The organism is Ornithinimicrobium tianjinense, from assembly GCF_014636495.1.
In the GTDB taxonomy this organism is placed as follows: domain Bacteria; phylum Actinomycetota; class Actinomycetes; order Actinomycetales; family Dermatophilaceae; genus Ornithinicoccus; species Ornithinicoccus tianjinensis.
On sequence record NZ_BMEM01000003.1, the window covers coordinates 203,414 to 229,130 of the forward strand.

At 72.5% G+C, this 25,717-nt stretch carries 20 protein-coding genes; 8 read left to right on the forward strand and 12 right to left on the reverse strand.

Annotation, left to right across the window (positions count from 1 at the left end):
• Window positions 1-334: 334 nt before the first annotated feature.
• From IEV65_RS10745 to IEV65_RS10755, 3 genes are read right to left on the reverse strand one after another with little or no spacing between them, the layout of a single operon-like run.
• The gene (locus tag IEV65_RS10745) at window positions 335-2,371 is read right to left on the reverse strand and encodes an ABC transporter ATP-binding protein (RefSeq protein WP_188430632.1); all 2,037 of its coding nucleotides are present in this window, start codon (window positions 2,369-2,371) and stop codon (window positions 335-337) included.
• A complete protein-coding gene (locus IEV65_RS10750; RefSeq protein WP_188430633.1) occupies window positions 2,368-4,101 on the reverse strand; it encodes an ABC transporter ATP-binding protein in 1,734 nt (577 codons plus the stop codon). Before IEV65_RS10750 ends, IEV65_RS10745 begins: the two co-directional genes overlap by 4 nt.
• 49 nt (window positions 4,102-4,150) lie before the next feature.
• Window positions 4,151-4,867 carry a DUF305 domain-containing protein gene (locus tag IEV65_RS10755; RefSeq protein WP_188430634.1) on the reverse strand — a complete coding sequence of 239 codons (717 nt, stop codon included), beginning with the start codon at window positions 4,865-4,867 and terminating at the stop codon, window positions 4,151-4,153.
• A gap of 165 nt (window positions 4,868-5,032) precedes the next feature.
• Here IEV65_RS10755 and IEV65_RS10760 point away from each other — a divergent pair, with 165 nt between their 5' ends.
• Entirely contained in the window at window positions 5,033-6,475 is a 1,443-nt protein-coding gene (locus IEV65_RS10760; protein ID WP_188430635.1) for an LVIVD repeat-containing protein, read from the forward strand.
• 24 nt (window positions 6,476-6,499) lie between these two features.
• Here IEV65_RS10760 and IEV65_RS10765 read toward each other — a convergent pair whose 3' ends face one another.
• Window positions 6,500-7,102, reverse strand: a complete 603-nt coding sequence (locus tag IEV65_RS10765; RefSeq protein ID WP_188430636.1) for a hypothetical protein — start codon at window positions 7,100-7,102, stop codon at window positions 6,500-6,502.
• 163 nt (window positions 7,103-7,265) lie between these two features.
• On the opposite strand from IEV65_RS10765, the gene IEV65_RS10770 reads away from it, so the two are divergent.
• Both IEV65_RS10770 and IEV65_RS10775 read left to right on the forward strand, forming a co-directional pair.
• Window positions 7,266-9,191, forward strand: a complete 1,926-nt coding sequence (locus IEV65_RS10770) for a S8 family serine peptidase (protein ID WP_188430638.1) — start codon at window positions 7,266-7,268, stop codon at window positions 9,189-9,191.
• The gene (locus IEV65_RS10775; protein WP_188430640.1) at window positions 9,188-10,885 is read left to right on the forward strand and encodes a cell wall-binding repeat-containing protein; all 1,698 of its coding nucleotides are present in this window, start codon (window positions 9,188-9,190) and stop codon (window positions 10,883-10,885) included. The genes IEV65_RS10770 and IEV65_RS10775 overlap by 4 nt, the downstream gene beginning before the upstream one ends.
• A gap of 88 nt (window positions 10,886-10,973) precedes the next feature.
• Here the strand turns inward: IEV65_RS10775 and IEV65_RS10780 are convergent, their stop codons facing one another.
• From IEV65_RS10780 to IEV65_RS10790, 3 genes are read right to left on the reverse strand one after another with little or no spacing between them, the layout of a single operon-like run.
• On the reverse strand, window positions 10,974-11,738 hold the full coding sequence (locus IEV65_RS10780) for a DUF4097 family beta strand repeat-containing protein (RefSeq protein ID WP_188430659.1): 765 nt from the start codon (window positions 11,736-11,738) through the stop codon (window positions 10,974-10,976).
• Window positions 11,735-12,430 (reverse strand): response regulator transcription factor, encoded by a 696-nt coding sequence (locus IEV65_RS10785; RefSeq protein ID WP_188430661.1) that lies wholly within the window; start codon window positions 12,428-12,430, stop codon window positions 11,735-11,737. The genes IEV65_RS10780 and IEV65_RS10785 overlap by 4 nt, the downstream gene beginning before the upstream one ends.
• Complete coding sequence (locus IEV65_RS10790; RefSeq protein ID WP_188430663.1) at window positions 12,427-13,803, reverse strand: sensor histidine kinase; 1,377 nt, start codon at window positions 13,801-13,803, stop codon at window positions 12,427-12,429. Before IEV65_RS10790 ends, IEV65_RS10785 begins: the two co-directional genes overlap by 4 nt.
• Before the next feature lie 105 nt (window positions 13,804-13,908).
• On the opposite strand from IEV65_RS10790, the gene IEV65_RS10795 reads away from it, so the two are divergent.
• The 4 genes from IEV65_RS10795 (at window position 13,909) to IEV65_RS10810 (ending at window position 19,661) form a co-directional block, all read left to right on the forward strand.
• Window positions 13,909-14,697: an alpha/beta fold hydrolase gene (locus IEV65_RS10795; RefSeq protein WP_188430665.1), complete on the forward strand. Its 789-nt coding sequence runs from the start codon at window positions 13,909-13,911 to the stop codon at window positions 14,695-14,697.
• A 56-nt stretch (window positions 14,698-14,753) separates the two neighbouring features.
• Window positions 14,754-16,496, forward strand: a complete 1,743-nt coding sequence (locus tag IEV65_RS10800) for a cell wall-binding repeat-containing protein (RefSeq protein WP_188430667.1) — start codon at window positions 14,754-14,756, stop codon at window positions 16,494-16,496.
• An 8-nt stretch (window positions 16,497-16,504) separates the two neighbouring features.
• Entirely contained in the window at window positions 16,505-18,034 is a 1,530-nt protein-coding gene (locus IEV65_RS10805; RefSeq protein WP_188430670.1) for an ATP-dependent DNA ligase, read from the forward strand.
• 124 nt (window positions 18,035-18,158) lie between these two features.
• A complete protein-coding gene (locus tag IEV65_RS10810; protein WP_188430672.1) occupies window positions 18,159-19,661 on the forward strand; it encodes a long-chain-fatty-acid--CoA ligase in 1,503 nt (500 codons plus the stop codon).
• 102 nt (window positions 19,662-19,763) lie between these two features.
• On the opposite strand, the gene IEV65_RS10815 is transcribed toward IEV65_RS10810, so the two are convergent.
• From IEV65_RS10815 to IEV65_RS10835, 5 genes are read right to left on the reverse strand one after another with little or no spacing between them, the layout of a single operon-like run.
• Window positions 19,764-20,561, reverse strand: coding sequence for a hypothetical protein (locus IEV65_RS10815; RefSeq protein ID WP_188430673.1), 798 nt, complete (start codon window positions 20,559-20,561; stop codon window positions 19,764-19,766).
• Entirely contained in the window at window positions 20,558-21,385 is an 828-nt protein-coding gene (locus tag IEV65_RS10820) for a hypothetical protein (protein WP_188430675.1), read from the reverse strand. Before IEV65_RS10820 ends, IEV65_RS10815 begins: the two co-directional genes overlap by 4 nt.
• On the reverse strand, window positions 21,375-22,691 hold the full coding sequence (locus IEV65_RS10825) for a hypothetical protein (RefSeq protein ID WP_188430677.1): 1,317 nt from the start codon (window positions 22,689-22,691) through the stop codon (window positions 21,375-21,377). Before IEV65_RS10825 ends, IEV65_RS10820 begins: the two co-directional genes overlap by 11 nt.
• Window positions 22,692-22,723: 32 nt before the next feature.
• Window positions 22,724-23,002 (reverse strand): hypothetical protein, encoded by a 279-nt coding sequence (locus IEV65_RS10830; RefSeq protein ID WP_188430679.1) that lies wholly within the window; start codon window positions 23,000-23,002, stop codon window positions 22,724-22,726.
• Window positions 23,003-23,039: 37 nt separating this feature from the next.
• A complete protein-coding gene (locus tag IEV65_RS10835) occupies window positions 23,040-24,281 on the reverse strand; it encodes an NAD(P)/FAD-dependent oxidoreductase (protein WP_188430681.1) in 1,242 nt (413 codons plus the stop codon).
• Window positions 24,282-24,474: 193 nt separating this feature from the next.
• Here IEV65_RS10835 and IEV65_RS10840 point away from each other — a divergent pair, with 193 nt between their 5' ends.
• The gene (locus tag IEV65_RS10840; RefSeq protein ID WP_188430683.1) at window positions 24,475-25,701 is read left to right on the forward strand and encodes a dicarboxylate/amino acid:cation symporter; all 1,227 of its coding nucleotides are present in this window, start codon (window positions 24,475-24,477) and stop codon (window positions 25,699-25,701) included.
• Window positions 25,702-25,717: the final 16 nt, after the last annotated feature.

The following is a 25,717-nucleotide window of genomic DNA, read 5'->3' on the forward strand; positions in this document are numbered from 1 at the left end:
TGCCCAACCGGACAGGCGTTCCTGCCAGATGGCCGCAACACCGTGCACTGGCCACGGGAGATTGGTTGGCGACCGACGTCTTGACGTGCACGTCAGAGAGAAGTTGATAGTCCGACAGCGAGTTCCCGCTGACGTTGACGTCAACCGGCTCGGTCCCGGCAGGAACGCGTGTCCGGTCCGGCACTACGGCCTGTCCGGTCCGGCAGGAACGGGTGTCCGGTCCGGCACGACGGCCTGTCCGGTGCAGCAGGAACGCCTGTCCGGTCTGGCAGGAACGCCTGTCCGGTCTGGCAGGAACGCCTGTCCGGTCCGGTTGGGGGCGGTGGGGGACGGCTCAGGCGGGGGTGGGGGCGCCCTGTTCGTCGACCTCCACCGCGGCGCCGCGGAACTGGGCGTCGTGGAGGCGGCGGTAGGCGCCGTCGCTCGCGAGGAGGACCTCGTGCGCCGAGCGGCCGGCGCCGCTGCGACCCTGCTGGACGATCCGGCCGTGCTCCATCACGAGGATCACGTCAGCGTCGCGGATCGTGGAGAGCCGGTGCGCGATGACGAAGGATGTGCGGTCGGCCCGCAGCCGCGCCATCGCCTCCTGGACGAGCAGCTCGGTGCGGGTGTCGACCGAGGAGGTCGCCTCGTCGAGGATGAGCAGGGAGGGCTGGGCGACGAAGGCACGGGCGATCGTGATCAGCTGCTTCTCGCCGACCGACACCGTGGAGCCCTCGTCGTCGAGCACGGTGTCGTAGCCGTCGGGCAGGTGCTGGACGAAGCGGTCCACGTAGGCGGCCTCGGCCGCGGCGCGGACCTCCGCGTCCGTCGCGCCGGGCCTCCCGTAGGCGATGTTGTCGCGGATCGAGCCCTCGAAGACCCACGCGTCCTGGAGCACCATCCCGATGTGGGCGCGCAGCTGGCGCCGCGTCATCGTCGTGATGTCACGGCCGTCGAGGGTGATGCGCCCGCCGTCGAGCTCGTAGAAGCGCATGATCAGGTTGACCAGCGTGGTCTTCCCCGCGCCTGTCGGCCCGACGATCGCGACGGTCTGCCCCGGCTCCGCGACCAGCGACAGGTCCTCGATGAGCGGCTCGGCGCCGTAGGAGAAGGAGACGTCCTCGAACTCGATCCGCCCGCGCGGGGCCTCCACCGGTGCGTCGCCGCTCGGGTCGGGCACCTGACGCGGCTCGTCGAGCAGCTCGAAGACCCGCTCGGCCGAGGCGACGCCCGACTGCAGGAGGTTGGCCATCGAGGCCACCTGGGTCACCGGCTGGGTGAACTGGCGGGAGTACTGGATGAAGGCCTGCACGTCGCCGAGGGACAGGGTGCCGTTGGCCACGCGCAGACCGCCGACGACGGCCACGAGGACGTAGCCGAGGTTCCCGACGAAGAACATCGCCGGCATGATGATGCCGCTGATGAACTGGGCCCTCCAGGTCACGTCGAAGAGCTGGTCGTTGGTCCGACGCATCGCCGCGGAGATCTCCTCGCGCCGGCCGAAGACGGTCACCAGCTCGTGCCCGGTGAAGGCCTCCTCGACCTGGCCGTTGAGCGTCCCGGTGTGCGCCCACTGCGCGGTGAAGAGCTTCTGCGAGCGCTTGGCGATGAGCGCGGTGATGACCACCGAGACCGGGATGGTCAGCAGCGCGATGACGGTGAGCACCGGGGAGATCCACAGCATCATCGCGAGGATCGCGACCACCGTGACCAGGGAGCCCAGCAGCTGCCCGAAGGTCTGCTGTAGCGACTGCTGGACGTTGTCGAGGTCGTTGGTGACGCGCGAGAGCACCTCGCCGCGGGGCTGCTTGTCGAAGAACGACAGCGGCAGCTGGTGCAGCTGCTCCTCGGCGTCGGCGCGCAGGTCACGCACCGTCCACATCGAGATCCGGTTGACGACGCGCACCGAGACCCAGGTCAGGAGGGCGGCCACGGCATACAGCGCGACCACCTGGAGGATGACGCCGCCGAGCGCCTCGACGTCCACGCCCTGGCCGGGCACGACGTGCGGCGTGCCCTCCACGAGGTCGGCGTAGGTGTCCTGGCCCTGCGCGCGCAGGTCGGCGACCACCTCGTCCAGCGGCACGCCGGCCGGGAGCCTGCGCCCGATGAACCCGGCGAAGACGTAGTCGGTGGCCCGACCCAGCACGCGCGGACCGAGGGTGCCCAGGACGACCCCGGCGATGCTGAGGAGCACCGCGAGCACGACCCGCGCGCGGTAGGGAGCCAGCCGCCCGAGAAGGCGTCGCGCCGAGACGCCGAAGTTGCCGGCCTTCTCGACCGGCTGGCCGAAGGAGTGACCGCCCGGCCGGGGGCCGCGCGGTGGCTGCGGAGGACGACGGCTGGCGGCCGCGGTGGCCTCGTCGCTGGTGGTGGTCGGCTCGCTCATGCCACGGCCTCCACGTGCTCCTGCGACCGGACGATCTCCGCGTAGGTCGGGCAGTGCTCGAGCAGCTCGTCATGCGTGCCGGACCCCACGACCCGGCCCTCGTCGATCACCACGATCTGGTCGGCGTCGATGATCGTGGACACCCGCTGGGCGACGACGATCACGGTGGCCTCCCTGGTCAACGGCCGTAGCGCGGCGCGCAGCCGGGCGTCGGTGGCCAGGTCGAGCGCGGAGAAGCTGTCGTCGAAGAGGTAGATCTGCGGTCGGGCCACCAGCGCGCGGGCGATGCACAGCCGCTGGCGCTGCCCGCCGGAGACGTTGGTGCCGCCCTGCGCCACGGGGTGGTCCAGCCCCTCGGCGAAGTCCCCCACGAAGTCGTCGGCCTGGGCCACCCGGAGAGCCTCCCAGAGCTCCTCGTCGTTGGCGTCCGGCTTGCCCAGGCGCAGGTTGGTGGCCACCGTCCCGGAGAAGAGGTAGGGGCGCTGCGGCACGAGCCCGACCCTGGACCACAGCTCCGGCGGCGCGAGGTCGCGCACGTCCACCCCGTCGACGAGCACCTGGCCGGCCGTGGCGTCGGCGAGGCGCGGGACCAGCCGCAGCAGCGTGGTCTTGCCCGCACCGGTGCCGCCGATGATCGCGGTCGTGGTCCCAGGGCGGGCGACCAGCGACACGTCGTGCAGCACCGGGCTCTCCGCCCCGGGGTAGGTGTAGCCGACGTCGCGCAGCTCCACGAGGCCGCGGTGCTCGGCGGGGCGCACCGGGTCGGTCGGCGCGACGACACTGGAGCTGGTCACGAGCACCTCGCCGATCCGCTCGGCCGAGACGCTCGCCCGCGGGATCATCGTCGCCACCATCGTGGCCATCATGATCGACATGAGGATCTGCATCAGGTAACTGATGTAGGCCGTGAGCGCCCCGACCTGCATCGCGCCGGAGTCCACCCGCTGGGCGCCGAACCAGATGACGCCGACGGTGGAGAGGTTCATCACCAGCATCACGAACGGGAACATGATCGCCATGAGGTCGCCGACCCGCAGGCCCACGTCGGTCAGCTCGGTGTTGGTGCGCCGGAACCGCTCGGTCTCCTCCGGCTCGCGCGTGAAGGCCCGCACCACGCGGATGCCGCTGATCTGCTCGCGCATGACCCGGTTGACGGCGTCGATGCGGGTCTGCTGCGCCCGGAACAACGGCACCATCCGGCGGATCACCAGACCCATCCCGGTGAGCAGGACCGCGACGGCGACCGCGATGAGCCAGGACAGCCCGACGTCCTGGCGGACCGCCATGTAGACGCCCCCGAACCCGGTGATCGGCGCCGCCACGAGCATCACCATCCCCATGAAGGTCAGGGTCTGCACCTGCTGCACGTCGTTGGTGCTGCGCGTGATGAGCGTCGGCGCGCCGAAGTGCCCCAGCTCCTGCGCAGAGAAGCCGAGCACGCGGTCGAACACCGCCGCCCGCAGGTCCCGGCCGAGCCCCATCGCCACGCGGGCCGCCGCCCGGACCGCGGCGACCTGCGCCACCACCTGCACGGCGCTGACGGCCAGCATGATGGCGCCGACCCGCCAGATGTATGCCGTGTCGCCCCGGGCGATGCCGTGGTCGATGATGTCGGCGTTGAGCCGGGGCAGCCACAGGCTCGCGACCGCAGCGACGAGCTGGAGCACGAGCACCGTGATGACCAGCCCGGCGTAGGGCCGCAGCCGGCTGCGCAGGATTCGGAGGAGCACGTGCTGCATCGTGCCACCGAGGGCTGACAACGGCACCCCGTTTGCCGGCTCAGCCCCGCAGCGTCGCGAGCAGCTCGGCCATCCGGTCGATCTCGGCGGTCTGCTCGACGTGCATCTCGTCCGACATCTCGCGCGCCTGCGCGTCGATGCCCTGCGTCCCGTGCTCGGTGGTCATCACCAGCGCGCCCTCGTGGTGCGCGGTCATGAGCTCCAGGAAGAGCACGTCAGCCGCGCGGCCGCTGGCCGTCCCCAGCGCCTCGAGCTGATCCGCGGTGGCCATGCCGGCCATCTCCTCGGCGTCGTGACCGGCATGCCCGCGCGACCGCGCACCCACCCGGCCACCCAGGCCCTTCACGTCCACGCCGGCTTCCACCGCCTCCTGCGGCACCGGCTCGTCGTGCCGCACCAGCCACCCGACAAGTGCCCCCACCTCCGGTCCCTGCGCCGCGGCGATCCGCTCCGCCAGGCCGCGCACCGCCTGGTCCTCGAGCCCGTCGCGGGCGATCTCGACCATCTCCAGCGCCTGGGCGTGGTGGATGATCATCGCCTGCGCGAACCGCACGTCCGCCTCGTTCGGCTCCTCCACCGGTATGGCGATCGGTCCCGTCAGCGTGGCGTTCGCCTCCCCCGGCCCGCCGGGCTGGATGACGGGCCGGTCCGGGGTGACCGTCACCGCCGTCGGGGTCTGCGACGCGGAGCAGCCGGCCAGCAGGGCGGCGCCGAGCACGAGGGAGACCAGCGACGCCGAGGCGGGGGGTGAGGGCATACGGCATACCTCATCACGCGGACCCGGCCCCGCGACAGAGGTGACGGGTCAAGGACTGGTCAGGGTTCGGTATGGAGTTGGCAAAGTCTCCCCTGCGGGTACCCCCGCGCCCCTACTGTCTGGCTCACCACCCAGGCCCTCGCGGGCCCGACAGGAAGGTCCGGCATGACACTGCACCCGCAACGACGCGGTCGCCGTGCGGCGCTCGCGCTGCTCGGCGCCGCCGCGCTGACCGTGAGCACTGCCACCGGCGTCCTCGCGACGCCCGACACGCAGGACCTGTCGGCGGCCGACGCCGCCGCGGCGCAGCTCGCCACGGGCGAGACGAGCATGAGCGAGAACATCACCCACCTGGCCAACCTGCCCATCCCGGCCGCGTTCAACAACGCGATCGGGTCGGACCTGGCCTTCCAGGGCGACTACGCCTTCGTCGGCAGCTACGCCGGCTTCTGGGTCGCCGACATCTCCGACCCGGCCAACCCCTCCGTCGTCGCCGAGGTGCTCTGCCCCGGCGGCCAGGGGGACATCACGGTCTCGGGCGACCTGCTCTTCCTCTCGGTGGACGCGGCCCGCACCGACGACACCTGCCAGAGCTCGCCCAGCACCGCGGCGGAGGCGACCGCCTGGGAGGGCATGCGCGTCTTCGACATCAGCGACGTGAGCGACCCGCAGTACGTCGCCGCGGTCCGCACCGACTGCGGCTCGCACACGCACACCCTGGTGCCGGCGAAGAACAAGAAGAGCGTCTACCTCTACGTCAGCAGCTACGGCCCACGCGCGACCCTCCCGAACTGCCAGCCGCCGCACGACTCGATCTCGATCATCGAGGTCCCGGTGGCCGACCCGGCCGCTGCCGCGGTCGTCGCCACGCCCGACCTCTTCGCCGACGACGCCGGTGGCAACCCCGGCGGCAACGGGTCGGCGACCACGGCCGGCTGTCACGACATCACGGCCTACCCGGCGCTCAACATCGCCGCGGGGGCCTGCATGGGCGACGGCATCGTCCTGGACATCCTGGACCCGCTGAAGCCACGGGTGATCGAGCGGGTCCGTGACACGGACAACTTCGCCTTCTGGCACTCGGCCACCTTCAGCCAGCTGGCCGACAAGGTCGTCTTCACCGACGAGCTCGGCGGCGGCGTCGGCGCGACCTGCCTCGAGTCGCTGCCGGCCACGAAGGGCGCCAACGCGATCTACGACCTCAGCCGGCGCGGTGCGCTCACCCACCGGTCGTACTTCAAGATCCCGCGCACCCAGTCGACCACCGAGAACTGCGTGGCCCACAACGGCTCGCTCGTCCCGGTCATGGGCTCGGACATCATGGTCCAGGCGTGGTACCAGGGCGGCGTGTCGGTCTGGGACTTCACCGACTCGACGTACCCGCAGGAGATCGGCTACTTCGAGCGCGGCCCGATCAGCGAGGAGCGCCTCGTCCTCGGCGGGTCCTGGTCGTCGTACTACTACAACGGCCACATCTACTCCTCCGACATCACCCGGGGTCTGGACGTGCTCCGTCTCGACGACCCGCGCACGGACGCGGCCGCGTCGGTCCGCATGGGCACGCTCAACGTCCAGACCCAGCCGCTCTACCAGGGCAACGGCAACTAGGAGGACGGCAATGAGGAGGACGGCCTAGCGCGACCCGAGCACGTAGGGCACCCCGGTGCCCCGCGAGAGCCGCTCCAGCGCCCGCGTCAGCCGGAGGCGGCGCTGGGACGGCCCGGTGAGCAGCACGTCCGCCTCCCGCAGCAGCAGCACGCTGCGGGAGGCGGCGGCCTCCTCGAAGAGCTGCGCCAGCTGCTCCTCCGCCGCCGCCAGGTCCTGCGCCAGCACGGTGGCCAGGTCCACCCGGCGCACGACCGTGAGCCGCTCCCGGGCCAGCCGGGCCGCCTCGGCGACGGCGGCCGGTCGGTCCAGCACGGGCACGTCCGGCGTGGTGCTCGTCTCCAGCACCAGGGTGTGCTCCTCCAGCTGACCAGGATGCTCCGGCGACAGCGCCACCCGGAGGACCACGCGCCCGGCCCGACGGTCCTCGTCGGTGCCGGTGCGCCCGTCGCAGCGCACGGCATACGCCTCCTGCGGGGTGGCGCCCTGCAGCTCGCCCGTCTCCCAGAGCCCGTGCAGCACCTCACGGGCCCGGCTGCGGACCAGGTCCTCCACCCCGGGATCGGGGCGGCGCCCCGCCACGAACGCCATCTCCTGCTCCAGCACCTCCAGCACTCCCCGTGTGTCCATAGGGCCATGCCACCGCCTCTCGGCGGTGGTGAACAGGCTGGTTGCAGATCGTTATCAAATCGTCATCTGGGAATCCGCTGGACGCCTCTAGGGTCAAAAGTGCCTGCGGGCCGCGCGGGCAGTGTTCGCGACGATCAAGGGAGACGTGCTGGTGAGACCGTTGATGGGGAACAGATCAAGGCGAGCCCTCGCGGGCGTCGCCGCGCTGACGATGACGGGGGCGCTGCTGTCCCCCGTCGGCGCCAGCGCTGCGGGTGGGGAGCAGATCGCTCCGGGCTCACCCGCGCCCGAGAGCAAGATCCAGGGCAACCTGCTGACCGACGTCACGATGGCGCCCGGCGCCTACTTCGTGCAGTTCGCCGGCGAGCCCACCAGCCGTGGCGGGTCGCTCACCGCGATCAAGGCCGAGCGCGCGCAGTTCCAGAACGACCTGCAGGACGCCGGGGTGGACGTCGAGGTCCGCCACGAGTTCGGCGCGCTGTGGAACGGCGTCGCCGTCAACGTCTCGGAGAGCCAGCTCCTCAAGGTGGCCGGCTCGGAGGTCGTCGAGGCCGTCTTCCCGATCGGCGTGATCGACGCCCCGGAGGAGCCCGAGGCGCAGACCATCGACCCCGAGCTGTTCACGGCCATCACGATGACCGGCTCCGACGTGGTCCAGAGCGAGCTCGGCTTCGACGGCACCGGCATCCGCGTCGGCGTCATCGACACCGGCATCGACATCGACCACCCGGACCTCGGCGGCTCCGGCACGCCCGGCACGACCGCGTTCCCCTCCGCGCGCGTCACCAAGGGTTACGACTTCGTCGGCGACGACTACAACGCCAACCCCTCGACCGACGCCTACTCCCCGACCCCGGTCCCGGACGCGAACCCCGACGACTGCCAGGGCCACGGCACGCACGTGGCCGGGATCGTCGGCGCCGACGGCGTGGTCACGGGCGTGGCGCCCGGCGTCACCTTCGGCGCCTACCGCGTCTTCGGCTGCGAGGGCTCGACCGACGCCGACGTCATGCTGCGGGCCATGGAGCGCTCGCTGCACGACCGCATGGACGTCGTGAACATGTCCATCGGGTCGGCCTTCTCCGCCTGGGAGGAGTACCCCACCGCGCAGGCCTCCGACGCACTCGCCCGCGAGGGCGTCGTCGTGGTCGCCTCGATCGGCAACAGCGGCGCCGACGGCCTCTACTCGGCCGGCGCACCCGGTGTCGGTGGCGACACGATCGGTGTCGGCTCGGTCGACAACATCGAGTTCATGGCCAACTTCTTCACCGACGAGACCGGCGCCACGGTGCCCTACACCATCGGCACCCCCGCGCCCGAGCCCCCCACCGAGGGCACGGCCGAGCTCGTCGCCGTCGCGCCGCCCACCGACGAGCTGTCCAAGGGCTGCGCGCCCTACAGCGAGGCGGACGCCGCCACGATCGCCGGCCAGTGGGTCCTGGTGCAGCGTGGCGACTGCACCTTCCACCAGAAGGCCGTCAACGCGCAGGCCGCCGGCGCCATCGGCGTCGTGCTCTACAACAACGTCGCGGGCATGGTGAACCCCAGCCTCTCCGGCACCCCCGAGATCACCATCCCGCTCGTGGCGGTCTCCGCCGCCGACGGTCAGCGCCTCGTCACCGACGCGCTCGCCGACGGCAGCACGACCATCACTTGGTCCGCCGAGGAGACCTCGATCCCCAGCCCCACCGGCGGTCTGATCAGCTCGTTCAGCTCCTTCGGCACCACCGCCGACCTGCAGTACAAGCCGGACGTCTCGGCACCCGGCGGGCAGATCTACTCGACCTACCCGCTCGAGATCCAGGCGCACGCCACCCTGTCCGGCACCTCGATGGCCTCCCCGCACGTCGCGGGTGCGGCCGCGCTGATGCTGCAGGCCGACCCGGGCCTGTCCGTGCACGACGTCAAGGTGCGGCTGCAGAACTCCGCCGAGCAGCTCCCGCTGAACCTCGCCCCGGCCGCCGGCCTGGAGGTCGTCCACCGCCAGGGCGCCGGCATGATCAAGGTCGACAAGAGCATCCTCGCCGACGTGGTCATCGAGCCCTCGTTCCTCCAGCTGGGCCAGCAGGTCGCCGGCTCCAGCACGTGAGCAACACCACCGACGTCGCGGAGGTCTACACGCTGGGCCACCAGGCCGCCGTCGCCACGGCGGGCACCGGCAACGACTGGGGCTACTACCTCAGCCCGGCCGAGGTGACCTTCTCGGCCGAGCACGTCACGGTCCCGGCCGGCGGCAGCGCCACCGTCGACGTCACGGTCACCTCGCCCGAGGAGGGCTACCTCTTCGGAGGCTTCGTCACCGCCACGGGCACCGACGGCAGCAGCTACACGCTGCCCTACGGTGGCGCGTCGTTCGACCTGCAGGACGTCGAGGTGCTCACCGACCTCGTGAACGGCGACGGGACCACCGCCGTGGAGCTTCCCGCTCTCGGCGTCCTCGAGTCGTGCGCTCGCTTCCTCGGCGTCGACTGCGTCGACCCCGACGGGACCTTCGACCTCGCCGGTGCGGACCACGTCTACACCATGGACCAGGGCGACGTGCCCCTCGTGCTCATCCACCTCGAGCACCAGGCTCGCGCGCTGGACATGGAGGTCTTCGCGGCCAACGAGGACGGCACCAAGGGTGACTCCCTCGGCCTCGTCCGCGAGATCGACTACCTGGCCCGCCACGCCGGCATCAACGGCATCGAGGCCTACAGCTGGGACGGCATGGTCGTCAACGAGTCCGGGGCCCGCGAGCGGGTCGCCGACGGCGACTACATCCTCGAGGTCGTCCTGACCAAGGCCAGCGCCTGGAACGACGACACCGCCCCGGCGACCGAGACCTGGACCAGCCAGGCCTTCGGCATCGCCTGGTCCGGCACCGGCCTCGTCGACGCCCCCACGGTGTCCCGCGCCCAGGGCATCGACCGCTACTCCACGGCGGCCGAGCTCGCGGTGGAGAACTTCGACACGGGCGTGGAGACCGTGTTCGTCGCCTCCGGCGAGATGTTCCCGGACGCCCTGGCGGGCGGTGCGGTGGCGGGTGCCGAGGGTGCCCCGGTCCTGCTCGTCCGCAGCGGTGCCGTCCCGGCGCCGACCCGCACGGCGCTGGGCATCCTGCAGCCGCAGCAGATCGTCGTCCTCGGCGGCGAGCAGGCGGTCAGCGAGGCGGTTCTCGACCGGCTCGCGGCCTACGCCCCGGTGACCCGCATCGCGGGCGCCAACCGCTACGAGACCTCCGTCGCGCTCTCCAGCGGGTATGCCGCAGGCGTCGACCTGGTCTTCCTGGCCAGCGGCGTGGACTTCCCCGACGCGCTGTCCGCCTCCGCGGCGGCCGGCATGGAGGGCGCCCCCGTCCTGCTGACCAAGCCCGACAGCCTGCCCGGCGCGGTCCGGGCCGAGCTGGACCGGCTCGACCCGGCGGTCGTCGTCGTGGTCGGTGGCAAGGCGGCGGTGAGCGAGGCCGTCAAGGACGCCGTCGAGACCTACACCGACGACGTCGTCCGGATCGCTGGTGCCAACCGCTACGAGACCTCGGCGGCCATCGCCACGGAGTTCTTCCCGACGCCGGCCGACCACGCCATCGTGGCGACCGGGCTGAACTTCGCGGACGCCCTGGCGGCCGGTCCCGTCGCGGCGGGCTATAACAGCCCCGTGCTCCTGACCAAGACCGACGTCGTGCCCAGCGCGATCCTCGGGGCGATCACCGAGCTGCGGGTGCAGGAGATCACCATCGCCGGCGGCCTCGGCGCCGTCGCGATGGAGGTCCAGGAGACCCTGGAGGCGCTCGTCTACCCGTGACCGGGTGAGAGCCACCAGGACAGCGGGAAGCCCCCGCACCGGTCAGCCGGTGCGGGGGCTTCCCCGTGCTCGCCGTCGCTGCTCGTCGCTACTCGTCGTCGATCCGGATCGAGCCCACGTCCGTGCGCACGTCCACCCGGTAGGGCGAGGCGCTGGAGACGGGGACCCGGGTGACCGCCTCGTCGACGTCCGAGCTGGTCGTCACGTCCCAGGTGTGGCCGGGCGGCAGGGTGAGGTCGACCTCGCCCACGTTGTTGCGCACGACGACGCGGTCGGCCGGGGCCGAGAGGCGGGCGGTGATCGACCCGACGTTGGAGGTGAGGTCGAGCGTGCGCGGGGCTCCGGACACGCGGGTGTCCCCGACCGAGTTGCGGACGGTGACGTCCCCGGTCACCCCCTCCAGCTCGACCTCGCCCGCGGACGAGGTCACCGAGACGGCGAGGCCACGCGGCACCACGACGTCCCACTCGCCCGAGCACCGGGTGGCGAGGATCCCGCTGCTGCAGTCCAGCGACACCCTGGCCACGCCGTCCACCGCGGTCATCTCCACCCGAGGCTCGTCGAAGGACCACGTCTTCTCCACCGAGATCACCGGGTCGAGGCCCTCACCCTCGCGGACGACGACCTGGCCGACCGGGGCCACGACCTCGAGCCGGGTGGTGCCGGCCGGAAAGGCCAGCTCCTGCTCGGCCGTGCGCTGCACCATCTCCGGGACGCTGCTGAGGACGCCGGCGCCGACAACGAGGGCGGTGACGCCCAGACCGACCGAGCGCAGCGCGCCGTAGCCGGCTCGTCGGGGTGGGGGCGCTGGGCTGCTCGGGGCCCGGGGGACGGTGTCCTGCGGCACGGTCATCGCTCGGCCCCGCCGTGCTCGAGCCACTGCAGGACGGCCAGCACCCGTCGGTGGTCGTCACCCGTGGGTGGCAGGTCGAGCTTGAGGAAGATCGAGGAGACGTTCTTCTCCACCGCCCCCTCGCCGATGAACAGCTCTCGGCTGATCGCGCTGTTGGAGCGACCCTGGGCCATGAGCCGCAGCACGTCGTGCTCGCGCGGGGTGAGCCGCTCGAGCGGGTCGGCGTTGCGGGCGCGGGACATCAGCTGGGAGACCACCTCGGGGTCCAGCGCCGTGCCCCCGGCGGCGACCGTGCGCAGGGCGTCGATGAAGTCGCCGGTGTCGGCGACCCGGTCCTTGAGCAGGTAGCCGACGCCCCGGGCACGGCCGGCGAGCAGCTCGGTGGCGTAGCGCTCCTCGACGTACTGGCTCAGGACGAGGACGGCGACGTCCGGCAGCTCGGAGCGCACGACGAGCGCCGCCTCGATGCCCTCGGAGGTGAAGGTCGGGGGCATCCGGACGTCGACGACGACGAGGTCCGGCACGTGCCGGCGCACGCTGGCCAGGAAGGTCGCGGCGTCCGGGCAGGCGTCGACGACCTCGAAGCCCGCGGCCTGGAGCAGCCGCACCAGCCCGTCGCGGAGCAGGACGGAGTCCTCGGCCAGGATGACCCGCAGCGGGGTCGTGGGCGTGCTGGTGGTGGTGCCGGTCATGCTGTCCTCCTGCCGCGCAGCGGCAACGCGATGGCGACGGTGGTCCCGCCGCCGCGGGGTGAGTGGACGTGGAGCTCGCCGTCGACCGCGGCGATCCGCTGGCGCAGGCCGGTGAGGCCGCTGCCGCCGCCGACGACCGCGCCGCCGCGGCCGTCGTCGCTCACCGTGATGGCCAGACGCTCCCCCTCCAGGGTCGGCGAGAGGCCCAGGTCGACCCGTGCGGTGGACGCGCCGGCGTGCTTGGCGACGTTGGTCAGCGCCTCGGAGATGCAGAAGTAGGCGATCGCCTCCACGGTCGGGTCGAGCCGCTCCCGGAGCCGGCTGGTGACCTCGACCGGCACCGGGCTGCGCACCGCGAGCGCGGACACCGCGGCGTCGAGCCCGCGGTCGGCCAGGATCGGCGGCACGATCCCGCGCGCCACCTGGCGCATCTCGACGATCGCCTCCTTGCTCGAGGCGTGCGCCTCGTCGAGCAGCGCCCGCGCGCTGTCAGCGTCGCTGTCGAGCAGCGTCCGGGCCAGGCCGAGGTTCATCGCGATGGAGACGAGCCGCTGCTGCGGGCCGTCGTGCAGGTCCCGCTCGATGCGCCGACGCTCGGCCTCGACCGAGTCCACCGCCTCCTCCCGCGTCGTGGTCAGCGTCTGCACCCGGCCGCGCATGGCGCGCAGCTCGGACTGCGGGTCGGCGCCGACGAGCCAGCGGGCCAGCGCGATGTCGACGTTGGCCGTGCCGCGCGCCAGCCACGGGAGGACCAGGAAAGTGACGAGCCCGACCAGCCAGGTGACGGCATACTCCACGGGGCTGCTCACGCTGGCGAACCAGAGGACCTCGACCGTCTCGCTCCCGGCGAACGGCCGCAGCAGCGGCGTGGCGAGGAGGGTCAGCGAGGTGGTCAGCAGGGCCAGGACGACCGCGCTGGCCACGAGGGCCCAGACCCAGTGCAGGGCCGCCCAGCCGAGCGCTCGCAGCCGCACCATGTCCAGGCCGAGCGCGCGGCGCCAGGTCGGGGCGGGACTGACCGGCGACGGCCCGATGTCCGTGCCGGTGAAGGCGGCGAGCACGTGCCGCTCCGCCTGGCCCAGCGCCCAGGCGCCCCACAGTGCCGGGGTCAGCAGCATGATCCCGGTGCCGGCGGCGGTCAGCGAGAAGAAGCCCGCCACCGCCAGCGCGACGAGGACCAGTCCCGCCACCGAGGTGAGGAGGTCGAGGCCACGCAGCGCGACCGCCCACCAGCTCGTCAGCCACGAGCTCAGGGTCCGCCGGCAGAGGGGCCGGCGGGAGCGGCGCGGGGTCGTCGTCGCGCCCGGCAGCGGGGGTGCCTGGCGGGGCCCGAGGTCGCTCGGTCCGTCCACGAGCGCGGCGAGGATCGTCATACCTCCACGGTAGTGATCGGGGGTCCGGCCACGAAGGGTGCGGTCTCCCCGAGTGTGGTGGGGATAACCCCCCGCGGGTCCGCCGGAAGGCATAGCGTGGACGCCATGATCGTCAACGATGACACCTCGGTAGACAACGCCCACGAGCTCGGCCACGGAGGCCGGACCGTCATCTGCCTGCACGGCTGGTTCGGTTCCTCCTCCGGCTGGGGTGACGGGTTCGTGGGCGCGCTCGATCCGGAGCAGTTCCGCTACGAGTTCGTGGACTACCGCGGGTATGGCGACCGCCGCGGGTCGGGTGGTCCGTACACGATCGACCAGATCGCCGCCGACGTGCTGGAGCTGGCGGACGACCTCGGCGTCGAGCGCTTCAGCCTGGTCGGCCACTCGATGGGGGCCTCGGCCGTGCTCCGCGTGCTGGCGCTGGCGCCGGAGCGCGTCGAGGCGGTCGTCGGGATCAACCCGGTGCCGGCCTCCGGCTCCCCCTTCGACGACGACGGGCGCCAGCTGTTCGAGTCGGCCGCGGCCGACGACATGGCGCGCGAGGCCATCATCGACATCACGACCGGCAAGCGGCTGTCGGCGTACTGGATCGACCAGGTCGTCGCCCACAGCCGCTCGCACAGCGACCAGGAGGCGTTCGGGGCCTACTTCGGCGCCTGGGCGGACACCGACCACGCGGCCGAGGTGCCGGTCGGGAAGGTGCCCGCGCTCGCGGTCGTGGGCGAGCATGACGCGGCCATCACGGACGAGGTCGTGCGCGGGACCTGGGGCGCGCTCTTCCCCGAGAGCGAGTACGAGATCCTGGCCAACGCGGGGCACTACCCGATGTTCGAGACGCCCGTGCGCCTGGCCACCCGGATCGAGGAGTTCCTCGCGTCGGTGCCCCGCTGAGGGTCGGCGACGGGCGCAGCGCTGACAACCTCGCGCCGGAGGCGTAGGTTCGGGGTATGGGGTTTCGTCGGGGCTGGTCCGTGGTCGTCGCGCTCGCCGCGCTGCTGGCGGCGGGAGGTGGTGCGTCCGCGCTGCCCGCCCAGGGTCAGGTCCCGGCCACGGACACGAGCACGGCGAGCACGGTCGTCGGGCCGCCGACCTCCCGGCTGGCGGGGCCCGACCGCTACGCATCGGCGGTGGAGATCTCGCAGTGGCGCTACCGCTACCCCTCGGCGGCGGACGTCGTCTACCTCACCCGGGGTGACACCTTCGCCGACGCACTCGCGGCCGGAACGCTCAGCGACGGCCCGGTGCTGCTCACCAAGCCCGCCTGCGGCGCGCTGCCCAGCGTGGTCCGGGCCGAGATCGAGCGCATCGACCCCGACGCGGTCGTCGCGCTCGGCGGCCCGGCGGCCGTCTGCGACGAGGTGCTCGCCGACGCCGCGAACGGTCGGCCCACCGAGCGCATCGGTGGCGCCACCCGGCAGGAGACGGCCGCGCTCATCGCCGCCCGCGCCTTCCCCGAGGGCGCGGGCACGGCATACCTGACGACGGGCGCGGTCGGTCCGGACGCCGTGGTCGGCGGCATGCTTCGCGACGGCCCGATCCTGCTCACGTCGAGCGACGGGCTGACCCTGCCCGAGGTCACGAGGACGGCGGTCGCCGAGCTCGGTGCGACCACCGTGACCGCGCTCGGCGGGTCGGTCGCCGTCCCCGACGCGGTGCTGGCCGAGGCCGCCGACGGTCGGACGACGACCCGGCTGGCGGGAGCCAACCGCTGGGAGACCGCGGTCGCGATCGCCGCGCACGCCTACCCCGACCGCACCAGCCGGGTCTATCTCGCGCGCGGCGACGGGTCGAACTTCGTCGACGCGCTCGCCTCGGGGATGCTCGTCGACGGCCCGGTGCTGCTGACCAGCGGGCCGTGCGACCGGGTGGTCGGGGCGACCGACCGGTTCCTGGAGCGGCGGCACCCCGACCGGGTGGTGGCCCTCGGCGGGGCGGCGGCCCTGTGCGGCTCGACCCTGTCCGGCGCCTCCATCGCCGCCCGGCCGGCCATCGACTGCGCGGTGACCAGGTGCGTGGCCCTGACCTTCGACGACGGGCCCTCCTGGCCCACCCCGACGCTGCTCGACACGCTCGCGAGCCACCGCGTCCCGGCGACCTTCTTCCAGGTCGGCGCGCAGGTCGACGCCTACGCCCAGCACTCCCGCCGGGCCTGGGTCGAGGGGCACGACGTCGCCAACCACACCTGGGACCATCCGCAGCTGCCGACGCTGACCTACGCCCAGCAGCTCCAGCAGGTGACGATGACCGACAACGAGCTCAACCAGCACGGCATACCCGACACGAGGCTGCTGCGCCCGCCCTACGGTCTCTACGACACGGACACCCGCCGGCTCGGCTTCCCGCTCATCATCTGGGACGTCGACCCCCGGGACTGGGACGGCCCGCCCAGCACGGCGACGGTCCGTGCGCGCGTGGTCAACAACGTGCGTGACGGCTCGATCGTGCTGCAGCACGACGTGCACATCAACTCCGTCAACGCCGTCCCGGGGATCATCGCCGACCTCACCGCGATGGGCTACACCTTCGTCACCGTGCGCGAGCTCGTCCCGGACATGCAGGACGGCGACATCGTCCTCCGCCGTGACGACGTCCGCCCGTTCGGCACCTCCGAGGTCCCGACGGTCCTCGACGGGTCCGGGGTGCCCGGCCTGGCCCCCGACCTGAGCACCGACCAGCTCGACGACGAGTAGGCCGCGCCGTGCAGCTCGTCGACGTCATCCGGACGTCCGCGGCCGTCGCCGCGACCCGTGCGCGCACCCGCAAGGTGGAGCTGCTCGCGCAGGCGCTGCGCACTGCCGCCGGGTATGCCGATCCGCGCCTCGTCGAGGTCGTCGCCGACTACCTCGCGGGCACCCTCCCCCAGCGCACCGTCGGGGTGAGCTGGCGGGGGCTGCGGGACCTGCCGGAGGCGTCGGCCGAGCCCTCGCTGGGGGTCCTGGAGGTCGACGACGCGCTGACCGCGCTGCGCGGCCTGTCCGGTCCTGGCTCGGTGGCGGCCCGGCGCGCGGTCGTCGACGGGCTCTTCGCCCTGGCCACGGCCGAGGAGCAGCGCTGGCTGGTGGGGCTGATCACCGGGGAGCTGCGGCAGGGCGCCTCGGACGGCGTGCTGCTGCCGGCGATCGCGGCGGCCGCCGACGTCCCCGAGACCCTCGTGCGGCGGGCGGTGATGCTGGCCGGCTTCCCGGGGCCGGTGGCCGTCGCCGCCCTGCTGGAGGGACCCGGTGCGCTGGAGGAGGTGCGCCTGGAGGTCGGCCGTCCGCTGCGCCCGATGCTGGCGGGCTCCGCGCCTGACGTGGCCGCGGCCGTGAACGGCACCCGGGAGCTGGCGGTCGACACCAAGCTGGACGGCATCCGCCTGCAGGCCCATCTCGACCGCGCCGCCACGCCGCCGGTGCGGCTGTTCACCCGGAGCCTCGACGAGATCACCGACCGGCTGCCCGAGGTCGTCGCCGCGCTGCTCGCCCTCCCGGCCGACACGGCCGTCCTCGACGGCGAGGTCATCGCTCTGCGGCCCGACGGTCGGCCGCACCCCTTTCAGGTCACCGGCGCCCGGACCGCCTCGAGCGCGGACCCGGCGGCGCTGGCGCGCACGACGCCGGTGACGACATACCTCTTCGACCTGCTCCACCTGGACGGGACCGACCTCGTCGACGAGCCGGCCGCCCGCCGCTGGGACGAGCTGGCCCGCCTCGCCCCCGGGCTCACCGTGGACCGGCTCCTGACGGCCGACCCGGGCGCGGCGGAGGACTTCTCGCAGGACGCGCTGCGGCGCGGGCACGAGGGCGTCGTCGTCAAGGACCCGCAGGCGCCCTACGCGGCCGGCCGACGTGGCGCGGGCTGGGTCAAGGTCAAGCCCCGGCGCACGGCCGACCTGGTCGTCACCGGCGTCGAGTGGGGCAGCGGGCGGCGGGAGGGCTGGCTCTCCAACATCCACCTCGCCGCGCGGGACCCCGCGACCGGCGAGCTGGCGATGGTGGGCAAGACGTTCAAGGGGATGACCGACGCGCTGCTGGCCTGGCAGACCGAGCGCTTCCTCGAGCTGGAGACGGGGCGGGACGGCCACGTGGTCCACGTGCGGCCCGAGCAGGTGGTCGAGATCGCCTACGACGGCGTGCAGACCTCGCGGCGCTACCCCGGCGGGATCGCCCTGCGTTTCGCCCGGGTGCTGCGCTACCGCGACGACAAGGGTCCGGACGAGGCGGACACCCTCGACGACCTCCGCGGGTGATCGTCGCGTCGAGCGGGATATCCGCCGCTCTAGCGCGTGAGGTAGACACACCGAGACAGATGTAGCGGCCGCGATCCGCCGGCGAAGCCGGACACCGGACAGGCGTTCCGGGCAGGATGTGCCCATGAACGCCAACCTCGCCGTCAACGTCGACGCCACGGCCACCACGCACCCCGACCGGCCCGCGATCATCCTGGACGACCTCGTCGTGACCTACGGGGACCTCGTCGCCTCGGTGCGCCAGCTCGCCGGCTGGCTGCGCGACCAGGGCGTCGGCCCCGGCGACCGGGTGGCCATCATGCTCCCGAACCTGCCCGCCTTCCCGGTGCTCTACTTCGCCGCGCTGCGTCTCGGCGCCGTCGTCGTCCCGATGAACCCGCTGTTCAGGCGGCGCGAGATCTCCTACTACCTCCAGGACTCCGGCGCGAAGGTGCTCGCCGCGATGCCGGGCGAGGAGGCCGAGGCGGCCGCCGAAAGCACCGGCACCCAGCTCATGACCGTGGGACCCGAGGGTCTGGTGGCCTACCTGCAGGGGTCCGAGCCGGTCGAGGAGATCGCTCAGCGGGCGGGCGACGACACCGCCGTCATCCTCTACACCTCGGGCACCACCGGCCAGCCCAAGGGCGCCGAGCTGTCCCACGACAACCTGCGCAGCAACCTGGTCACCACCACCGAGACGCTCCTGCACCTCGACGAGACCGACGTCGTCATGGGCTGCCTCCCGCTCTTCCACGTCTTCGGGATGACGTGCGGCATGAACACCGCCTTCACCACCGGGGCCGCGCTGACCCTCATCCCGCGTTTCGACCCGGCCAAGGCGCTGGAGGTCATCCAGCGCGACCAGGTCACGGTCTTCGAGGGCGTCCCGACGATGTACAACGCGCTCCTCGCCGCGGCCGCGCAGGCGGAGCAGACGCCCGACCTGTCCAGCCTGCGCCTGGCGGTGTCGGGCGGCGCGAGCCTCCCGCTGGAGGTGATGCGCCGCTTCGAGGAGACCTTCGGCGCCACCATCCTCGAGGGCTACGGCCTGTCCGAGACCTCCCCCGTCGCCTCCTTCAACCACCCCGACCGGGAGCGCAAGGCGGGCTCGATCGGCATACCGGTCCGGGGCGTGGAGATGAAGCTCACCGCCCCCGACGGGAGCGACGTCGACCCGGCCGACGGGGAGACCGTCGGCGAGATCTGCATCCGCGGCGAGAACATCATGAAGGGCTACTGGAACAAGCCGGAGGCCACGGCCGAGGTCATCGACGGGGACGGCTGGTTCCACTCCGGCGACCTGGCGCGGCGCGACGCGGACGGCTTCTACTTCATCGTCGACCGGACCAAGGACATGATCATCCGCGGTGGGCTCAACATCTACCCGCGCGAGATCGAGGAGGTGCTCTACGAGCACCCCGCCGTCGCCGAGGCCGCCGTTATCGGCGTGCCGCACCCGGAGCTCGGCGAGGAGGTCGCGGCGTATGTCGTGCGGCGGCCCGGCACCGCCGTCACCGAGGCGGACCTCGTCGAGCACGTGCGCGGCCTCGTGGCGCCCTACAAGTACCCGCGCACCGTCACCTTCATCGACGAGCTGCCCAAGGGCGCGACCGGCAAGATCCTCAAGCGCGAGCTGCGCGGCAGCTGACGGCGCTCAGCCAGCCTCGCGCTCGAGGAGCTCGGCCTCCTGCTCGTCCGCGAGACGCTCCAGCCGGGCCGCCCTCGTGCGGCACTCACCGGCGCACGATGCTCAGGCGCGGGCCGCACGGGTCCCGATGACAGGGTCCGTCGTGCGACGCAGCGGGCTCAGGTGCTCTCCTGGTATGCCGCTCGCGTCCGGCTGCGGGGTCCAGGCCAGCACGAGCGGGTGGGCGACCACCTCGGCGGCCATCCCCTGCGCCGGGTAGCCGTCGGCGACCATCGCCTCCTCCATCGCGCGGACCAGGTCCGGGGCGTGACGACCGGCGAGGACCCAGCGGTCGAAGCAGGTGAGGTGCTCGTCGGCCCCGCGCCCCTCGCGGAGCAGCTGCTCGTTGACCGCCAGCCGCTCGTGCCCCGCCGGTGTGTCGTCGAGGCCGTTGACCAGCAGCGCGTGACCCAGCGTCTCGCCAGGCCGCAGCAGGCGTCCGGCGGCGATGCCGTGCCGGGTCAGCAGGTTGGCCCGGCGCAGCAACCGGACCCGTCCGGGGTCGATGGTCGACCAGGGCACGGCATACTCGCCGCGACGACCCAGGACCAGACCGTGGCGGCACACCCGGTGCCGCTCTAGCCAGCCCCGGATCCAGAAAGCGCCCAGAGCGAGCTGCGCCAGGAGCCACACGACGACCGCCATCGTCACCTCGAACGTGCCGACGGTGACGCCGGGCAGCAGGAGGAGGGCGAACGCCAGCAGCGGCGTGAGCACGACGAACGCCGTGCCCTTCGCGCCTGGGACGGCGCGGAAGGAGACGATCTCGGGACCGAGGTCGGCGGCGCTCAGCTGGAGGCGTTGCCGGACCTGGTTCAGGGTGATCTCGTCGACCACGCTGAACTCGTCGAAGCGGCTCATCCGTCCCGCCCGCCGGTCTCCCGGCCGCCGGCTGGCCGCAGCAGATCCTCGAGCACCGTGCGCAGCGCGTCCTCGTCGACGCTGCGGTAGGAGATCGTCGCCCCTCCCTCCGACTCCTCGGCGACCACCGTGAAGCCGGGCGCCACGAGGACCCCGGCACCGGTGGTCGTGCCGTCGCCCCCGACCTCGATGCGGGTCAGCTGGGTCACGGCCCTGGCGTCGGCGAGCGGCGCCAGCGCCGTCTCGGAGCGCTCGACCAGGTCCTGGCGGGCCAGGGTGAGGGCGACCTCGCCCACGGCCGGCTCGAGCCCCGCCCGCAGCCGCACCGCCAGGTCGGTGAGCGCCTGGTGCAGCGGCACGAGCGCGAAGTGGTGGAAGCCTGAGGGGTCGATGACCTCCTCGAGCCAGAGCCCCCGGGGCTGGGCGTGCAGGACCACCCAGTCGGTGCCGCCGGAGACGGTCCGCTCGGCGACGAGCACCGCGTCGGCACCACGGCGCATGGTCAGGAGGGCCGCGACGTGCGGCTCCACCCAGGTCTCGTAGGCGTCGTCGACGAGCTCGGCGTCGAAGAGCTGACGCGCCTTCAGCGAGCGCAGCCCCGCGCTGGTGGCGGCCTCCCGCTCCTCGTCCGTGAGCCCCGACAGCCACGGTGCGGGATAGGCAGGGCGCGTCGCCGTGGGATCGTCCAGCCCGTGCAGCTCCTCGTCGGTGAAGCTGCCGAACTCCCACGGCTCGCCGGCCGTCTCGACCGCGTCGTAGAGCTCCACGCGCACGCCGGCCGTCGTGAGGCCGCGCGAGGCCTCGAGCAGATGCTCAGTCCCCACCCGAGAGCCACCCCCACACCTTCTTGGCGCCGTCGACGACGGCCCCGCCGACGTCCCGGGCGGTCTCGGCGATGGCCTCGCGGTTCTCGTAGGCCCACGCGCCCAGCGCGACCACGCTGCCGACGGCGATCACCGCGACCCCGACCGGGGTGGCCGCGATGAGCCCGAAGGCGATGGCGGTCGTCGCCGCACCGGCCGCGACCGAGCCCACGCCCCCGATGATCCGGGAGGCGCGCACGTCCGTCGGCAGGGTGTCGTCGGCCAGGCCGGTGTAGATGTCGTAGCCGCCGAGCAGCACCGACACCGGCCCCATGATCTTGGAGGCGACCGGCCCCACGGCGCGGGAGATCCGGTTGATCCTCGTCATGAGCGGTCCGCGGAGCGGGCGGATCGAGTCGCCCGGCACGTTCGGGAAGCGCTGGTGGACGAGGTCCCAGGCCTTGTCCTTGCCGACCAGGCTCTCGTAGAGCCCGTAGAGGCGCTGGGCCTGCGAGGTCTGGGTGGCCGGCTGGGCGACGAGCCGCTGCAGCGCGGTGATGAGGTTCTGCTCGGCCCGCACCATCCCGCGCAGGTCGCCCGGGGTGCTCTGGGCGAGCTGGTATGCCGCCCGCGCCGCCTGGTACTGCGCCTCGACGTTGCGGTTGAGGCGGGCCACGGTGGCGTAGCTGCCCAGCTGGTAGAGCTGCCAGCCCCGGGTGCCGGCGGCCTTGACCTTGTTGGCCTGGGTGGCGATCTGCTGGGCGTCGTCGGCGTTGACGCCGCGCCAGACCTGGCGGAGGACGGTCGCGTCGACACCGATCGACGTCGGGACGATGGCGGCGCTCGCGGCCACCCATGCCTCGACGGGGGCGAGCGAGGAGGACCCGGGGACCCACAGCTCCGCCTCGCTGTTGAGGTCGCGGACGGCGGCGCGGCGCGAGCGGCGGAACTCCTCGAGAGCGTCCTCGCCCACGCCCCGCTCCCGGCGCAGCTCGCCCTGGAGACGGTCGACCTCGGTCCAGTCCTCCTCCGCGCGGGCGGTGGAGATCTGACGCTGGATCGAGCCCAACCTGCGGTTGACGTCGCGGACCACGGCCTGGGCCCCGTCAAGAGAGTCGGCGTAGGTGCGCATGTGACGGGCGATCGCGGTCGCGCCGAGCGCGCCGCCCTCGAGGGCGGTGCCGGCGTCGCGGGACGCGGCCCGGAAGTCGCCGACGCGTCGCGTGGGCAGTGCGGCCAGCGCGGCGTCGCGGCGCGTGGTCAGGGTGTCCCTGCGGGTGACGACGTTGTCGGCGACCCGCGAGAGCGTGTCGGCACGCGCGGTCAACGAGGCCGGACTGCCAGCCGGGACGGTGAGACTCACCGTCCGGTGCCCGTCGCTGCGCGCAGCTGCTCCGCCGCGGTGCTGGCTCCGCCGGAGAGACCGTCGACCAGTGCTGCGGTGCCGTTGAGCACCCCGCCGATCGCCGAGGCCGCGCGGCTCATCGCCTCGGCGACCTCGCCGTCGCCGGCAAACCCGCCCGCGTCCTTGCCCAGCCCCACGACGCGCAGTGCGTCCGTGCGGATGTCGGCGCCGAGCGCGGTCAGCAGCCGCGCCTGCGTCGACAGAACTGTCGGGTTCCCTCCCGAGTACGTCATCTCTTCTCCGTCCCTCCCAGATCAGACGCCCGCCATCCTAGGGGGTGGTGCGGGCGATCCACCCCTCGGCCGCGCGGCGGCCGCTGACCATCGCGCCCTGGATGGAGCCGGTGTCGGTGTGGTCGCCGGCGACGATGAGCCCCTCGTCGACGACGAGGTCCTCCCGGTCCACCAGCGGGGCCGGCTGGACCGGCAGCGCGTAGGGGATGTCGTCGCGGCGCAGGAGCTGCCAGCCCGAGGCGTCGACGTTCCACAGCTGCCCCACGTGGGCGCGCACCGCCTCGTCCTCCACCGGCGGCTGACCGGGGCGGAGCAGGCTGCTCGCCTGCACGAGGTGGCGACCCTCCGGCGCGTAGCCGGGGGCGGCGTTGCTCACCACGCAGGTGTTGATGACCGGGCCGTGCTCGTGGCGCTGGTCGACGACCAGCATGCGGTGGTCGGCGGGCGCCTCGTCCGTGGCGAACCAGTGCGTGGTGACGCCCTTGCCCGGCACCGACGGCCGGCCGGTGAGACGCTCCGCGGTCTCCGGGTCGGTCGAGACGACGACCAGACCTGCGTCGATGTTCTCCCCACCGGCGGTGCGCACCCGGCCAGGACCGACCTCGACGACCTCGGTGCCCAGCTCGACCGGCTGCGAGAGCCGAGCGGCCAGCTGGGCGGGGAGCTGCTGCATACCCCCGGCAGGAAGGCCGATCCGGCCGGTGGCGAAGGAGCGCATGAGCAGGAGGGTGAACGCGTTGGAGGTCGACAGGTCGTCCTCGAGGAGGACCCCGGCGAGGAAGGTGTCCAGGAGGTGCCGGAGCGGTCCGACGAAGCTGGCGGCGTCCATCGCCTCGCCGCGCGTCACGTCCTCGCCGCTGTTGAGCACCCACTCCTCCCGCAGCGCGGGCGCGAGCCAGCGCGTGAGCGAGGCGACGCTGGCGGGGTGCAGCTTGCCCGAGCGCAGGGTCTGGGGGATGAGCTGGGGCTCGCGGCGCGGGTCGGCGACGACGAAGTGGTCCGGGCCGCGGTCGCTGCGCAGCGCCAGGCCGAGCGTGAAGGGCTGCAGGTCGAGGGCGTCCACGTCTACGAGATCCTTGACCATCGGGTAGGCGGTCTGGAGCACCTGGAAGCCGCGGTCGAGCAGGAAGCCGTCGACGCGGTCGGTGCGCACGCGCCCGCCCACGGCGTCGGAGGCCTCCAGGACGCGGACCGGCACACCGGCCTCCTGCAGGGTCACGGCACAGGTCAGGCCGGCGATGCCGGCACCGACGACGATCACTTCACGGGAGTTCGCCATGGCCCCTACGGTATGACGAGCCCCTCCGGACCGCTCGTTACTTAGGAGTCATCCGGGTGCGCGTCGACTTTCACCCGCAGATGTGCCCGAAGTCACCCCCATGTGGTAAAGGGAGCCTCCGGACGGGCCCTAGCCTTGCAGTGCCGGCGATGTTGCCGACTTCCGCACTCTCCATCCCTGAGGAGCCCCCTGCATGTCCCTGCGCAAGGTCGGTCTGCTGCCGCAGATCGGCATCGCCATCGTCCTCGGCATCCTGCTCGGCCTCTTCGTGCCCGACTGGGTTGTCCGCGTCTTCGTGACCTTCAACGGTCTGTTCGGCAACTTCCTGTCGTTCATCATCCCGCTCATCATCGTCGGGCTCATCACGCCGGCCATCTCCGAGCTGGGCAAGGGCGCCGGCAAGTGGCTGGGCATCACGGCCGCGATCGCCTACGGATCGACGATCTTCGCGGGCTTGATGGCCTTCGGCGTCTCGATGCTGCTCTTCCCGCGGATGCTCGAGCCCGGCTCGTTCAGCGAGGTCGGCAACCCCGAGGACGCGCTGCTGGGCGCGTACTTCACGGTGGACATGCCGCCGGTCTTCGGCGTCATGACCGCCCTGGTCCTCTCGTTCGTCATCGGCATCGGCCTCACGGTGCTGCCGACCGACACGATGCACCGCGGCTTCGTCGAGCTGCGCTCGATCATCGAGAAGGTCATCGCGGTCATCATCATCCCGCTGCTGCCGCTCTACATCCTCGGCATCTTCATGAACATGACCGCCGCCGGGCAGGTCTGGGAGGTCGTCACGACCTTCATCGGCGTCATCGTCCTGGTCTTCGCGCTCACCGTCGTGCTGCTGCTCATCCAGTACTTCGTCGCCGGTGCCGTCGCGCGGAAGAACCCCATCAAGGCGCTGATCACGATGCTGCCGGCCTACGCCACCGCGCTCGGCACCTCCTCCTCCGCCGCGACGATCCCGGTCACCCTGCGCCAGGCGATCGAGGTCGGCGTGCGGCGTCCGGTCGCGTCGTTCGTCATCCCGCTGTGCGCGACCATCCACCTCGCGGGCTCCACGACCAAGATCACCGCGTTCTCCCTCGCGGTGATGTTCCTCTCCGGCCAGGACATCAACGTCCCGGTGTTCATCGGCTTCATCTTCATGCTCGGCATCACGATGGTCGCCGCCCCCGGTGTCCCCGGCGGCGCGATCATGACGGCCGCCGGCCTGCTGACCTCGATGCTCGGCTTCACCGAGCCGCAGGTCGGTCTGATGATCGCCACCTACATCGCGATCGACTCCTTCGGCACCGCCACCAACGTCACCGGTGACGCCGCCATCGCGATGGTCGTCGACAAGCTCGCCGGCGACCAGATCCAGGACCACCACTTCGAGGAGACCCCCTCCGGGGAGCTCGTCGACGTGCCCGAGCCGGCCTGATCCGTCAGCTGCTCCG